Below are 15,563 nucleotides of genomic sequence, written 5' to 3'. Positions count from 1 at the left end.
GCGCATTTTATGGCGTATGGCTGAAACTGTTGAGCGTTACCGGCCCTTTGAAACCGAACCGGCCCGCATCCACATCATCCGGAAGCCCGGTCCAGTCGCTGAGCAGCTTCCATTGATGACCATCGCCCAGCGATGTCACGATGTGACCTGGAAGCACCTGCAGCAGAATCTGATATTTGGATACCGGCGCGAAGATAATCCTGCTTCCATTCGGCAACCTCTTTCCATCCTTGATCGTGAAGAGCTCCAACCCCGTCCGGTCGAGCGAGAAGAGGAGATAGTTGTTCGAATCGCGATAACCTGCGACCCACTCCACCTTCGGCTTGCTAAATAAAAAGGCATGACCGACGGAGCCGGAAAAGATATATCGGCCATGGCCTGGCTGGGCGCTGTAAAGACTTATATCTGGACCGGTGTGTGTCAGTGCGTGACTCTGTGCGTCAATTGCCCAGGAAGCAGACTGCCAACCCGTGATAGAGGGAGCCGCCTTGTCGATCGCAATGAGTGAGAGCGCGAGGTTAACCGGTATCGAATTCTCGGCCGTGACCTCTACGGCCTCGGCACGATCGATATAACCGTTGGCACGCGCGATAAAGTGATATTTGCCCTCTGGAAGGTCGAAGTGTGTGCCTGTAATCGGTACTTGTTTCCCGTTCGCGGCATAGACGGTCACATCACTATCAGCGGGATTCAGCTGCAGTGAAACCGTCCCCTCGCCTGCATCGAGCTTCAGCTCGGCGGCATGGGCCTTGTCATCCCCCTCGACAAGATTCACATCAAGCACAGCCGTCTTCCCATGACGGCGAGCTTCAATGTGGTGAGCGCCCGCAGGAAGCGACGAAATCAGCAGGACACCGTTTGTGCCGGTGGTTCCAGCCTCTTTGCCGTCCACCAGAATGGATGCACCGGGCGACGTTCGCACGCGAAGCGGAATCAAAGCAGGCTTCTGTTTGAAATGAAACGACACAGTTGTGTTTTGACCTTGCGTGATCACAAGCTTCTGCTCGTTGACAGGAGCCGAAGCCGCGGTCGTTGCCTGCAAGATATAACTGCCGACAGGCAGGTCCGGTATGTCTAACTTACCGGCGACGCTGGTTCCTTCGTGTATCGTCGTTGTGCCATGTAACAACTTGAGACCCACGCCATCAACATCCGTCAGGACCGTCAACGACCCCGGGGTTGGTGCATTCTCAAAGGTCACGGACAACAGACGTTCCGAGCCGCTCACTATTTTGCTGACCAGAGCGACAGAGTTCTTCCTGGCTATGATCGTATGCAATCCTGCCGAAAGCGGGGTATCCAGACCACTACCATTTGCGATTCCCTTCGCATCTCCGTCGACGATGACGGACATCGCAGGATTCGTATAGACATGGGCCTGCTGCGCAGCAACGCTTACCACCAGTGCAGCTCCGGATTGGCTGGCATGTATTGGAGCGGTAAGTGTAGCCGGTGCCCCATCACTGACATTCACCTCGAAGGTCGCATCATACCCACCTCGTCCGCGCCAGTGGAGCGTATGTCTCCCGGCAGCAAGTTCTCCGGAAAAAACTCCCATGGGAAGAGCGGCAGCTGAACCGCCATCCAGGCTCAAAGTACCTCTGCCGGCAATACGAAGCTGCTGGCTTAAAGGTCGCAGCGCAAAATTAATCTCTCTACCGTGTCCAGTGGAGCTGTCAATCGTCTCCGATTGGCTCTCGTAACCATCCAATCGCGCTTCGAGGCTAGTCTTTTCCGTGGACGCCTTGAAGGTCAGCGTTGGCGCGGCAACACCAATCTCCTGTCCATCGCGCAGGATGTGCGCGCCGGAGGGAGTCGAACGAACGGTAACGTCCGGAGGCACAATCGGTGCGACCGGCGCATCCTGCTTGTGCGAAGCCGGCCGGTGCCACAAAAACACGCACAGAATCACAAGCAGAAGTGCCGCAGCACCGATGGAAAATACCGGCAGCAGCTTTTTGATCTGCTTGATCGATGTCACGTTCTCCTGGACAGCGGTGGGAACGGATGATACCGGCGGCGGTACGGTCGTTACGGCGATCGTATGCAGGCGATCACGCAACATACGCGACTCATTCTGGAACTCTTCGTCGTCCCGGTAGCGTTCCGCAATGCCTTCAACAGAGGCGATGTGTTCGTGGAGAGAAGGAATACTTACGAGCGTGTCTGCTTCCAGTCGCTTGCGACGTACCACTTCAAGATCGCGGCTGCGCATCTCGTCGCGACTCGTATCCATCTCGCGCAACGCCTGGCGCAGACGGGCGTTGCGCGGGTATTCGGCACATGCGCCTTTGAGCAGACGGATCGCTCCGCCCAGGTCGTTGTTGGTCCGCAATTGCCGGGCCTGAGAAAGAAGTTCATCTGCCTGCTGATGCTCGGCCTGTTCGTCGAGAAAGCGCAGCAACCCAGTCGCGGCGTGGTTCCCCTGGTCCAGATTGAGAATCTCTTTCAGATAGATTCGGGCTTGCGGGGGATCGCCCTGACTGGCGCGGGCGGCACGGAGCAAGCCTTCAACCAGCTCTGCCTTGGCCCGCTTCACCTTTGAGCCGATCTCATAGGCGCCCCGCAGCTTCTCCAAACCTTGACCGATCTCGCCTTCATCCAGGAATTGGCGGCCATCGCGAATCTTCCTCTCCGCCTCCTCCGCCAGTTCCCGATGTTGCTGAATATATGTGTGGATCTCCGCGAATTCCGCATCGTTCGGGAATTCCTCAACCGCGGGCGAGAGAAGGCTCGCCCCCTCCTCAAAATCTCCCGCTTCTACCGCCTGGCTGATCTGAGTGGTCCAGTGATTCTTGCGTGCCATGCGCTCGCCAAGCTCCCTACGCAAGCGCACGTTCTCTATCTCAAAACCCAGTCCTGGAAACATCGGATAAATGGTCTGCAGTGTCTCCCACTGCACCAGCGCCTCTCCATGAAGCTCGCGCGCCTCAAGCTCACGCGCCCGGCTCACAATTCCGTTCACCAGATCGCGCTTCTCTCTGGTCCCTTGAAGAAGACGATCGAATTCAGGAACCTCTCCGTTCTCGCGCACCACTTCCTCGAGCATCTGTACGCGATGATCGAGATCCGGCTCATTCTCCACTGCCTCCTCCACCTCGATAAGGCGGATAGAGATCGCCCGGCGCCATCGCTGTTCGATGTCGAACCTGAGCGCTTTGAAGAGCGTGTGTTGAGGAAATTTCTCGAGGAATCTATCACAGAGCTGTGAGGCTGCGGCATAATCGCCGCGCTCGAGCGCCTGTTTGGCCTCGCCATAGCTGGCAGCAATCGCCTCGTGTTCGGAATGCAGCCGGTTGTAGAGACTTTGATACGCCGCAATCTGCCCAGGCTCTTTCAGCTCGGGAGCCTGCGCCTCAAGCTCCAGCACCAGCTTCATCTTGCTGAGCGCCGACGTAATCTCGTTCCTACGCTCGGCATCGAGCGCCACAGCATAGGCCTCGCGTTTGTGCTCGCGGATCCGCTGCACCTCCGCTTCCCGACGCTCCACCTGCGACAGGAATTGAAGCGCCCGCTCTTCGCCTGGCTTTGTTTCGAGAATGCGTTGCGCCGCCTGACGGGCATGGGAGAACGAGAACTTGTCGAGGTGTTGCTGCCCGACTCGAAGCCAGTCTGCAATATCCGCCTCCGCGCGCAGTGCTTCAATATCATGCTGCAGCACGAGAGCCTCTTCGCGGCGAGGGTCCAGTTGTAACACCTCACTCACCCTCTGCAGCGCCAGCCGATACTCGCCGTCCTGCACACGTGCATGTGCACTCTCGAGCAGATGATCGACGCTCCTCTTCCTCGTGGCAGACTTAATGTCTGCGGTCAGCGACTCCAGTTCTGGTGTTTGATAGCCTTCTGATTCAAGTTCGTTAACCAGCTCCTGCGCAAATTCAAGATTTCCTTGCTGGTATGCCTCAGAGGCCTTGTCGAGCCGGGGCGCAAACTTATGCGGGTCAAAGACAAGAAAAGAGTCGTCATGGTGCGCCCGACGCAGATATTCGCTGAACTCCTTGACGCTCGCGAAACGATGTCTGGGATCTTTTGCCATCCCCTTGCAGATCACCTGTCCAATGGACACGCTGACGTTCGGATTGAGGGAGGAAGCTGGAGGCGGGTTGAGATGCTGAATGGCATCGACCATCGCATCTTCGGTTGAAGCGAGAAAGGGCTGTCGCCGGGTAAGCACCTCATAACAAACCACCGCTAAAGAGAAGACATCCGAGGCGCGAGTGAGCGGCTTCATCGAGAGCTGCTCCGGAGACATATAAAGCAGCGTGCCTTTGCGGCCCACCGTGTGGCTTACATCCAACCTGTGAGCTACACCGAAATCGATGATCTTTACCGAATCGTCTTCGAGGATGAAGAGATTGCTGGGCTTGATGTCCCGATGAAGAAGGCCGAAATCATGTGCCGCCTGCAATCCGCGACCCACCTGGGAGAAGATGTCAATGCATCGCTCCGTTGAAAGCGGCTGAGGCGAGCGGATGATGGAAGCAAGCGTGATGCCACGTAACAACGGCATCACGAGATAAGGTTGACGAATGCCATCCTCGTCGAAGCTGCCTACATCCCGGATCTCCACAATATTCGGATGTGCCAGAGCGGATTGCTTGTGGCACTCCTCGTAGAACAGCTTCAAAGCGGTCGTATCGTTCGCATTCAGCAGGACTTTGAGAGCGACGTCGGTGTTGAGAACCGTATCGAAGGCGCGCCACACAACGCCCATGCCTCCTTCGCCCAGCTTTTCCTTCAACTCGTAGCGGCTTTTGGTCTTCTTCGCCATGGTTTGGAAATGCAGGAGCAACTGCTGAAGACGAGAACGTCCCTTTCCCATTCGGGCGCACGACAGCTGCCGTAAGAGCTCTTTTCCTCCGAAGGCACACGTCAAGGCAATAGCAACCCGCAAACGCGAGCCTGTGCTGGCTGAAGCTTGAGCTCAGAATATCTCCCGGTCCTTGAGCAGCCTTGCCCATAATGCCGCTTTATTGTCTAAAATTACGGCTCTCTCAAAAAGCCCACACAGTCACGAAAATTTTGCAGCTCTTTCGATAGGCCCTGCAGGTGGGCCAGATGTTGATAAATGGATTATCTAGAAGGCTGGCCAACGACTTCCTGCCTACAGACAGAGTGCCGATCGTCTCCTCGCGTCCCCTCCTGAAATGTGGCTGCTATGTGCGCAAGGCTCCCGGGTATCAGCAAAACCGCTCCCAGACCTTGAATGGATCGAGACCGAATCAGTGTGTTGATGTCCCGAGCCAGCTCACACCGCGCAGAGGCGGTAGCAAAAACGGCAACACCGACGACGTAGACCTTGCGGCAGCCGAAGATATCCTCCTGATGCCATGACTTATATGTGTTGAATACCAGTTAGAAATTGATTCGCGCAGTTAGTTGGCCGATCCTTGGATCATTCGCCTGCGTCAGCGTCACGACACCAAAGGTCGCACTCCCCAGGCTCGTACCAGGACCGCCGAAATTCGGTGTATTCATCACGTTGAAGAACTCTCCACGAATCTCGAAGTTCACGTGCTCGCGAAGAGCGAATTTCTTGAACACCGAGATATCCAGCATTTCGAGCACAGGCCTTCAACGCATTCAACACGCCGTACTTCACCGGCCCAAATACCGCCTTCGGAAACGCCACGTTCGGCAAAATTACAACGCAGGCAAACTTCCCACGCTATCTGCAGTTGGGATTGCGCATAGCTTTCTAAAAGGAAAACTGATGGAATCTTTGACGCGGAGATCGTTGCTCAAAAAATCGAGTCTGGCTGTGGCTATGGAGTTCCTACCTGGTAGTGGGGTGACTAGCCCCATAGCTCCTCCTCAAAGCGATCTCGTGCATTTGAATTTGAATGAAAATGCATTTGGTCCCTCACCGAAGGTTCGTCCAGCTATCGAACGAGAGTTCGCGAGGCTCTCTCGTTATGGTGATAACAAAGCCGTTGAAGCGTTGACGGGGCAGATTGCGGATTACGAACGCGTAGATCCGGCCCAAGTCGTCCTCGGAGAGAACCTTGGTGCTCTAGGACTTTATCTCGGAAGCGAGGGAGGGCCTGGAGGTGAATTTATCTACTCGACTCCCGGTTATCTGGCCTTGATCGATTCGGCATCCCGCGTTGGCGGGATCGGAGTTCCTGTTCCATTGAATGGGAAATACGAAAACGATCTACTGGGATTGAGAGCCCAGCTAAACGCGAAGACTCGCGCCGTTTATTTGATCAACCCTCACAATCCAACCGGGACGGTGAGCGATGACAAATCTTTCAAGGACTTCCTCCGTGATGCCTCCGATCACGCCGCCGTGATTGTTGATGAAGCCTATCTGGAATTTACTCCTGACTTTTGGACGAGGTCTGCGGTGTCGCTCGTTCGCGATGGTGCAAACGTGCTGGTGTTCCGTACGTTCGACAAGATTCATGGACTCGCCGGACTGCCAATTGGATACACCCTGGCTCCAAAGAAACTAGCTGCGACGCTTCGCGGGCAGGGACTAGGAGATGCGGAATCTCTGGGGCGCTTGAACATGGCAGCTGCCTCCGCAGCCCTCTCAGATAGGGATCACACAGACAGGGTTCGTATCGCCGTCGCGAGCGAACGGCAGAAGTGGTTCCTTCTGCTGGAAGAACTGCGCATTCCCCACACCCAATCAGTTACAAACTTCGTTTTTTTCGATACGGCCCGTCCCCAGGTCGAAGTGGCGGCCAGGATGAAAGAACAGGGCGTGCAAGTCGCGCGTGCTTTCTCGCCCTATAGCAACTGGGTCAGAGTCACGATTGGTACGCCGACCGAAAATGAAATCGCCCGGCATGCCTTGCGTCAGACACTGCGACAGAACAAAGGTTGAAGCGTGTTCAGGTGATGGATTCAGCTCTGCAGGCCGTCATCACTGTTCCTCGCAAGACCGTGGAAGAAGAGGCTTCTCTTCTCGATCCGTCGCCGCTCAGTGCTCAAAGTCTGTTTTGATGGACACGTTTTGAAACCGGCTGCTGCCCGCAGAAACGGAAAAATCGGACGATCTGATAATCAAAGTCGCCGCTTGCGGAATCTGTCCTACCCATCACCATTCCCGACGTCAAACTCGTAGATGCTAACGCTAATGGGTAAAACCTGTACCTTATTTGGAAATGCCGTCACTGAATTCTCAACGATTTTAATGAGAGGCTCCTTGCCTGGCTCATTGTCCGCCTCCACAGTGGGTGCTGTCAGTATCGACAACTTGCCCGTCCCACGCAGTTTCACCCCATTCATCTGAGGCGTGAACTCTTGTGCTTCTATCGTAGGATTGACCACCGAAAGAATAAACTTCTTTCGGTCTGCGGAGAAAGCTGCGAGAACGTCCAAGGGGTACGTCGGGCTGCCGGTTGGCTTTGTTCCTGTGTCAACCCATGCTGTTCCGCTTACCATCGGCTGAGGCGAGTTGCCACCGAGTTGCACAGGAAGCGCACCGGCGAAGTGAGCCCGCATGAGCTTGATCATCAATCCTGCGGCGGTGTGACCCACACCATCGCCCGTATCATCGGTGACGATCAGGTTGAATGACGACGTTGGGGTACTTGCCGCCACCATATCCGAGTGACGGAACATCTCGTGCATGAATAGCGCGAAACTCATAGGCATCACCATCCCGGTTCGTCGCGTCATTCCCGTTCCATTTGCGTTGGGGAAGCGGGTTCCCCACTCATCGAAGATGAACTTGATCTTTTTCGACTTCAGTTCGGGCAGCTTCTCCCTATAGATCTCCCACGCCTCAAACGCCTGCCCCATGCGATTCGTCATGCGGCGGGCCTGCGTTTGCAGGGGATCGTGGAGGTCGACAAAGAGCTGCTTCTTTTCATCGAACGACAATTCGGGATAGGCGTAGGTGTGCTCAGAGATGTGATCGATGTAGTCCGCACCGCTCTTGAGCATCCAATAGTCGTAGTCATTGATGCTTTCGAACTTGTACGGCAGGTCATTGGGGAAGGGCGGCCACCAAAAATTCGGGATGAACTGCTTGTTCTCCTGGGTCATCATGGAGAGTTCGGCGGGGGTGGCGCCCGCGGATGTCACCTTGATTGTGGGGTCAACCTTCTTCATCGCTTTGACGATCCGGACGTGTTTCTCGGCATACTGGTTCGCGGACATGTGGCCAGCCTGCCAAAAGCCATACATCTCATTGCCGATGCACCACAGGCGCACGTTGAACGGTTCGGGATGCCCATTGGCCGCGCGCAGTTTACCCATCGGTGAGCCAGCAGGGCCGTTTACGTACTCCACCTCCTGCGCAGCCGAATAATCGTCGCCGTATCCGCTGTCGATTGCGAGATAGGGTTCGGCTCCAAGCAGTTTGCAGAAGGCAATAAACTCGTGGATGCCGACATCGTTGGATTCCCGGCCGCGGGGTGGGCGCCTGTCACGATCACCGAGGCCATCTCGCCAGTCGTACTGCGAAACGAAGTTGCCGCCCGGCCACTTGGCCATGGCATAGCCTACATCGTTGAAGAGCTTAACCATTCCGGGACGGAAACCCTGCACGTTGTCGGAAGGCATCAGGGAAACAGTCCCAATATGGAAGCTACCGCTACCTGTTCCCACGATCTCCAGTCGGGCATCTTGTGTATCTACTGGTGATGTGAAGGTCAGCGGGAACTTGCGGTAGACACGCGTAAGGGGAGAGATCGTGAAGACTTTCGAATCGCTTCCGCCGGGTCCCCACACCAGCCGGACCACGACCTTGGTTCCGGGATCTCCCGCGAGATAGATTCGACCGACATAAGACTTGCCGTTGCCCAGCCGTATGCCTTCCTGCTGAATACCGTGCTCTTCGGTCTTATCGAGCGTGATACGCGGGCTGTGGTCACCGACGAACGGCTCGGCTTTGTCCATCTCCACGGCTGTCGCCGGTCCTACTGGCTTCCAATAGTGCAGCTGAACGCGGCCGGAGTTGAAACCCTGTGGCGGGGGCGCAGTGTCGTTAATTGCGCGGAAAAACTTTCTGTCGGTGAGCATTTCGGCCCACACACGTGTGGTGGCCGGCTCCATGTATCCGCCGAAAACCAGTGGGTTGACCGGCTCGCCGATCGTGGTCGCATCTACCGTAACCCGCAAGTCTCCCGATGGCTCGAGCGCCATCATCTTCTGCTGCAGCATCGCGGCGCCCGCCACAGACGCCACCACAAACTCCCGTCGGTTCATCGTCATGTCCTTTCCCTTTTGTTCTGACCGGATGATCGGTTTCACGCAGTTCTAGTCGGATCCGATTGATTCCCGTCCAGCGATACTCTCCACTTGTTTTGACCGTCACTCGAGCCTGATGCAATGAGCCTGTAAGATAACGTTTCGACTAATCCTGCTTGCTTTCGAATTGTTACGGCGAGGTCCTTGCAACGTTCGGCACCATCTCTGTCCACGGTTTCGTGGCGAAATACATGCCACATTTATTCAGCGCATAGAAATCCGATGCAAACTCCAAAAGCGCGGCCCCGTTCTGTACGGGCATCAGAGCAGACGAGTAATTCGGGCAGGGATTGTCATACGAGATTGGCACTTCGACGGGCGCAGGGATTGGAGTCCATGGACCGGAACCATCGAGGAGCGCATTCATGAACAGAACCCTTCCGTTCTGCTGCGCCACGGAGCCATCGGCATTGTGCAAGACTTGACCGACGACCAAAAGAACACCGTTCGGAGAGATTGGAGAAGGACTCCATATGCTCGCCGGAGCGTGCTCGAAGAACTGACCACTCGCCGTCTCGATTCGCTTGCCGGGATCGTTCGCATTTCCATAGTTCCAGCCATCCCTGGAGATGCGATAGTAGGCGGCGCACCTCGGACCTGTTTTAGGATCCCCACATATCTCGTAAGACATAAAATAGACGCCGGTCGGAAGCCTTCGCACGATAATCATGCCGGGGCGATCAGCCTGCGTTGTCGTAGCGACAACATCTGAAGAGTCCTTCCAGGTCACGCCATCGACGGTACGAATCTTAGATAGCTTTTGACTGCAGCAGCTATAGGTTTCATCCGACCAGAACATCACAAGCGCGCCGTCGCGGGAGACGATAAACTCAGGCTCCCACAAACCCCCGCTTCCTTTTTCTCCTCTGCCTGATACCGGGGTGGAATGATAGGTCCAAGTCGTGCCTTGATCGCTGCTCGTATAAACCTCAATGGATGGGGTACCTTCCTCACGCGGATTCCTTTGCCTGGGAGTTGCAGGTGCTCCCGCTGGGGGCGGAGTAATTCCCGACGCGTAGGTCGCTGAATAGACAAGTGTCCCCGCAGGCAGTTTGCCAACGGCCTGAGGAAGCTCATAAAGGCCCTCGCAGCACCTGACCCTGCTCCCTTCTCGCGCCGGTGCATCCGTGAGAAAGGTGAATGTCTTGCCGTCATCTTTGCTCAGAAATAGTTTGCCGGTCGTACTGGCGACGATCCACCCATTCGACGCTGTCGGTCCATGCGCTAAGCGAACAAGCCGGGGATACCCTACACCTTGCGGTAGCAAAGTACCTGTAGCTGCTTTTGCCTGAAGCGGCAGGCAGAACGCAACACAAGCGCAGACGACAATCCCGCAGATCAGCCACCAACTGATTTTGCCAAGTGACTCTTGTCTTACCATTACTCAACTCCTTCAAATAGCCAGTGACCATGTAGACGGCCGCCAATCGCACCGCAGGCACTGGCAGCTAGCTGGCCCAAAGTCGATCGACCGTTCATTGTTCCTCCATGCGATTTCACGGTCCACACAAACATCAGACACCGTGCGCTCAAGGCTTGATTGGCCCATCCTTCTCCGGAACCCCGAAGTTTGGTGTATCGTCGGCGTTCCATGTGAAACGTTGAGCACGTGTCTCGCGTCGCGCAGCGTTCGGGGCATCGCTGGTCTTCGCGGCGTATAGCAGCCACATGCTTCCGTCTTTCGCCTTAGAAAAGGTTCCGCGGCCCGGGCCGTAGATGCCGTTCTCCGGAGACCACTCAAAGACAGGGTGCGGCGTCTTCTTCCAATTCGTGGGCAGCATAGGATCGCGCCCCGTGAGCGTCAGTAGACCGAGGCAGTACCGGGGTGAGGCGGTGTCACTCGCGGAGAAGACGATGAAGGTTTTGCCATTGTGGTACAGAGCCGTAGGCCCTTCATCGACCGGGTAATTTCTGGTGGAACCTTCGCCCTTCTCCCAGCCCGCTTCAGGATGTGCGATCAACGCAGCCTCTCCATCGAATTCCATTGGCGTCTTGAGCTTACGTATATGGATGTCATTCGCTCCACTATCTACAGTCACATACATCAGATAGCGCGACTTACCGACGATCAGCAGCGATGGATCGATTGACTGCCTTCCGGTTTCCAGCGCTCCCTTGAAGGTGTACGTGCTCAGCACATCATCCGTGTCGGACTGAAGCACATAGATCTTGTGTTTTTCGCCAGGCATTTGCGCAGTGAAGTATACCCACCAATGGCCGTCCATCTTCCATACAGTCGGCGACCATGTCTGCGTCATACCGTCCTTAGGAGTAAAGATGACATGAGCAGTAGCAGATGCAGTGGCTGGCGTCGGACCACTCCACAAAGTGATGTCGCGGCCGGTTGCTGTCAACACATACTGACCGCCGCTCGTAACGGGATCGTACGTAATGAACGGATCGGCGTGCGGAAGAATGGGATTAACGGCCTGCGCATAAGCCATCCCGGCCAGACCGATGGCTCCAAACAAGATCACTACAATTCTCGATGCACGCATCTAACGTCTCTGTCCTTTCTATGGGCGAAATATTTATATGAAAAGTGGCGGATGCGCTCGTAGCGCACTGGGGCGCGAAGGAAGCAACATCCGCCTGGAGTTTGTCGAAGTCCGGGTTAGAACGCAACCCGGAACTGAACGTTGAGGTTACGCGGTGGAGAATCCGTGGTCGGTGTCGTGCCCTGGTTGATGGTGCCGAAGTTTGCGTTCGTTGGATCAGTAACAAACTTCGCGGTTTCCAGATTGAAGTGGTTGAGCACGTTCGAAGCAGACAGACGAAGCGTCGCTACGTACCGTTCACGAACCGTGAAGGACTTCTGTACGGCAGCATCGGACATAATGACCGGCTTCATACGAACAGTGTCAGAGTAAGTCGGATTGGTCTGTTCGTTGACCTGCGTGGTAACGATCGCCCAATCGTAGTTGCTTGTATCCGTCCCGCAGCCGCGATTGATGCTGGCCGCCGTTGGTACAAGCGCTCCAGTAATGGGAGTCTTGTTCGCTACGCAGGTGCCCCATGCCTGGGCCCTCGTGTAGTTATTCCAGTCAGGCTTGCGGAATCTATTATGCGGAAGCATGATCGCGTTCGTCGGCAGAGTGGCAGGTTCTCCAGACTGGATCTGCATGGAGGGTGAGAAATCCCATCCGCCGATGAAGCCATCGATGATTCGGTTCCCGTGGAAATCAAAGAGGCGCTTGCGACCGAAGGGCAGTTGGAAGACACCTGAGACCTTGAAGACCTTCGGAACGCCAAACTGATACACACTGCGCTGCGGAATATTGAGTGCCTGGCTCATCCAGCCCGTCTGGTTGATCATCTTGGACCAGACATAGCTTGTGTTGAAGGACACGCCATGGGACATCCGGTAGTTATAGGAGAGCTGCATCCCGTTGTACCAGGAGTAGCCACGGTTCAATGCAGCCAGAGTGATCGTGCTGAACTGCGGATGCGGACGAGCGAGTTCGCGCGCCTGGAGCGTGCTGTTTGTGTAGTACGGCGTCCCGCTAAAGGCGGCAATGCCCTTGAATGGGTTGGCCTGCTGCGCGGTGCAGACGCTGTTGCTACCGCTCGCGTAGACTTCGTCGCACTTCTGCAGGAAGCTCCAGGGAGCCTGGTTTACATCCTGGGAAACGGCAAATCCACGGCCACGGTTGCCAACATAGGCTGCTTCGAACACACTCGTCTTTGTCACGCGGTACTGGATACCCATCGAGAATTCGTGGGCACTGGGTACCTTGAAATTGCGGTTGAAGGCGGTAATGCCGCCGGTCTGTCCGATGCTCGTGAGACTGCCGAGAGAAGAACCGGAAGGCTGAATGATTCCATTCGGGAACGGGTTGTTGAGGACGTTCGGAACTGGAGTAAGGCCGCCGTCATTGGAAACGTTCAGCGGTGTGGACTGCGCGAAGCCAAGACTCTGAATCATGGCGTTGTTTTGGAAGTTGGTGTAGAACAGCCCATATCCGCCGCGGACGACAAGCTTGTCGGTAGCCGCATAGGCAAAGCCAAAGCGCGGTTGAAAGTTGTGATACGTGTTTTGGATTGGAGCGCGGGGCGCACCGTTCACGTTAGCAAACATCAATCCGCCAGTTAGATTGCTCGCGGCCGGAAACGATGCGGTCACACTCGAGGGAATTTGACCCTGCAGTGCGCTTGGCATGTTCGGGTCGAAGCCGACGTTCAACCGATCTTTCTTATCGATCGGCGCCGTCAGCAGATCCCAGCGCAAGCCCATGTTCAGGGTAAGCTTGTTGCTTACACGCCAATCATCCTGAAGGTACGGTGCCGTATACCAGCTCGAAATCTGGTACGTCGAATTGAACGGCGTTGCACCGCTGGACGGAGTTCCCAGTAGAAAAGTCGCGAAACCGTCGCCGCTGGTGGCAGTTGCGTTGGCGTTGGTGTAGTCCGTTGTGGTCCAGTCACTATTGGACGTGAACGTGAAATTGCCGGGATTAATGAAACTGAAGTGAACAAGGCGAACGTCCCATCCAAGGTGGAGATTATGCGCACCGACCTGACGAGTGATGTTGCCTTCCCATGAGTACGTGCCGGTATCTTCCACGTTCTGGAACCAGCCGAGCGGGCTGTAGTTCTGGAACGCATACTGGCCGAAGAAGTTCGAGCTTTGCTGCTCGCTGTTCAGCGAAGAGGGATAACCGAGGCCCGTGAGATCGAAGTTCGAGTTATCCGGGCTCGTCCACTTCACGCGGAAAAAGGCATAACCGAAGCGGGCATTGAGGACTGTCTTCGAGTTCATGACATCGACGAAATCGATGAGATAGCCCTTACTGGTGCGATGGAACGTACCGCCGTTTGCACCTGGACCAGTAACTCCGCCTGCGTTGCTGACCTCCGAGAAGTCTGCATTGAACGGGCGCAGGAAGAACTTGTACTTTTCGCCGATGTTGAAGTCGAACCGCCCGACAACGTTGTGAAAGTGCCAGTCGTAGTAGTTGTTCGGGATGCTGAGGTTGCTGGTGCCAGGCCGCTGATTGCTCGGCGTCGCTCCCACCGCAGGCAGAAGTGCCCCAACCTTCGCGGCAATGGGATTGATTCTGCCGGCAGGAATGATGTTGTTTGGGAACGGGGTACGGATGTAATGGTTGAAAGTAGGGGAGCCAGGGGTGGTGTCAAGATGCGTGGTCAAAGGATCCGCGATCACGATCGAATTCGCATAGCCGTTCGTTGGGTTGAGCAGCTCACCAAAGTCACCGCTGCGCATGCGGGCGGTTGGATAGGAAAGGATAAGACTCCGCGGCAGCAATTCGCTGTAGTGATCGAAGGCGAAGAAGAAGAACGGCTTGTATTTCTCCGATCTGTGCATAACCTTGGGGATAAAGATTGGACCGCCCACCTGGAAGCCAAGCTGCGTCTGCGTGTTGAAAGGAGTCCCGAGGTTGGTCTGATTGATCGAGTTAAGATACTTGTTCTGCGAGGTATTCGCGTTCCAGTCCGTGCGACGGAATGAACTCCAGAACATACCTTTGTACTGTGAGGTGCCCGAAGCGGTGGTCATGTTGATGGCGCCGCCGCTGGTATGACCGTACTGTGCGTCGTAATTGTTCGCGCTAACCGTGAATTCCTTTACCGCGAACTGTGGAAGTGTGTAGGCATAGGTATTGAGCCCGAACTCCGCATCGTTCGGGCTACCGTCGATGAGAAATTCATTGAGGGACATCAGGCCGCCGTTGATCTGGAATTGCGACGTGACCGTCCAAGGATCTGTATACACGCCCAGGGGACGCATGAACACGCCGGGAACCGTCTGGCCGAGCATAACCGGATTGCCGTTGATGACCGGCAGGTCCTGTACTTCTTTCTGCTCGATGCTGTAGGCACGGCTGGCCGACTCTGTTTCCAGCAGTGCAGGCTGTTCTGTCACGGTGACCTCGGAGGTCTGCGAACCAACCCTCAGCGTCACCGGGATGCTCGTCGCGGCATACGCCACGAGAACAATATTGTTGATCTGCGCAGAAGCCATCCCCGGCGCACTGACATTCAGGGTGTACGTGTCCGGCTCGAGAAGCTGAAAGATAAACGCGCCCGATGCGTCGGTCGTGGCTGGCATAGCCGTGTTCGTGCTAACCCTTGTTAGCTTAAGCGATGCATCCGGCACCATGGCGCCGGAAGAGTCTTTGACCTCCACCGTGATCTTGGCGCGGTAGTCCTGTGCGGCAGCCTGTCTGGACATAACTCCGATCCAGGCGAAAAATATGAATAGGGCAAGGATGATGCGCGATGCGTCCTTTTGCACATATTGCTTCTGCTTCACTTGCGTTTGCCTCCTGGCCAGCACTGTCCCCATGCGCAGGCATCGCAGCTCATACACGATGCCGCATTCACGTTTACAAGAG

8 protein-coding genes are annotated in these 15,563 nt (G+C 55.7%); 2 read left to right on the top strand and 6 right to left on the bottom strand.

Annotated features, from left to right (window positions below):
- Nucleotides 1–7 precede the first annotated feature (7 nt).
- A complete protein-coding gene (locus tag PW789_RS16830) occupies nt 8–4,714 on the bottom strand; it encodes a protein kinase (RefSeq protein WP_299378871.1) in 4,707 nt (1,568 codons plus the stop codon).
- On the opposite strand from PW789_RS16830, the gene PW789_RS16825 reads away from it, so the two are divergent.
- Nucleotides 4,601–4,846: a hypothetical protein gene (locus tag PW789_RS16825; RefSeq protein WP_299378876.1), complete on the top strand. Its 246-nt coding sequence runs from the start codon at nt 4,601–4,603 to the stop codon at nt 4,844–4,846. The two genes, PW789_RS16830 and PW789_RS16825, sit on opposite strands and share 114 nt — an antisense overlap.
- A gap of 509 nt (nt 4,847–5,355) precedes the next feature.
- On the opposite strand, the gene PW789_RS16820 is transcribed toward PW789_RS16825, so the two are convergent.
- Nucleotides 5,356–5,568, bottom strand: coding sequence for a hypothetical protein (locus PW789_RS16820; protein ID WP_299378731.1), 213 nt, complete (start codon nt 5,566–5,568; stop codon nt 5,356–5,358).
- A 145-nt stretch (nt 5,569–5,713) separates the two neighbouring features.
- Here PW789_RS16820 and PW789_RS16815 point away from each other — a divergent pair, with 145 nt between their 5' ends.
- On the top strand, nt 5,714–6,835 hold the full coding sequence (locus PW789_RS16815; protein ID WP_299378729.1) for a histidinol-phosphate transaminase: 1,122 nt from the start codon (nt 5,714–5,716) through the stop codon (nt 6,833–6,835).
- A 206-nt stretch (nt 6,836–7,041) separates the two neighbouring features.
- Here PW789_RS16815 and PW789_RS16810 read toward each other — a convergent pair whose 3' ends face one another.
- From PW789_RS16810 to PW789_RS16795, 4 genes are all read right to left on the bottom strand, one after another.
- Complete coding sequence (locus tag PW789_RS16810) at nt 7,042–9,210, bottom strand: hypothetical protein (RefSeq protein ID WP_299378727.1); 2,169 nt, start codon at nt 9,208–9,210, stop codon at nt 7,042–7,044.
- A 127-nt stretch (nt 9,211–9,337) separates the two neighbouring features.
- Entirely contained in the window at nt 9,338–10,588 is a 1,251-nt protein-coding gene (locus tag PW789_RS16805) for a sialidase family protein (protein ID WP_299378725.1), read from the bottom strand.
- Between the two features lie 148 nt (nt 10,589–10,736).
- Nucleotides 10,737–11,684 (bottom strand): glycoside hydrolase family 43 protein, encoded by a 948-nt coding sequence (locus tag PW789_RS16800; protein ID WP_299378723.1) that lies wholly within the window; start codon nt 11,682–11,684, stop codon nt 10,737–10,739.
- Nucleotides 11,685–11,821: 137 nt separating this feature from the next.
- Nucleotides 11,822–15,400 carry a TonB-dependent receptor gene (locus tag PW789_RS16795; protein ID WP_299378721.1) on the bottom strand — a complete coding sequence of 1,193 codons (3,579 nt, stop codon included), beginning with the start codon at nt 15,398–15,400 and terminating at the stop codon, nt 11,822–11,824.
- Between the last annotated feature and the right edge of the window lie 163 nt (nt 15,401–15,563).

Origin of the sequence: Edaphobacter sp. (genome assembly GCF_028283685.1) — a bacterium.
GTDB lineage: Bacteria > Acidobacteriota > Terriglobia > Terriglobales > Acidobacteriaceae > Edaphobacter.
Note: the sequence above shows the minus strand (reverse complement) of the source record. Positions and strands in the feature narration are given on the sequence as shown.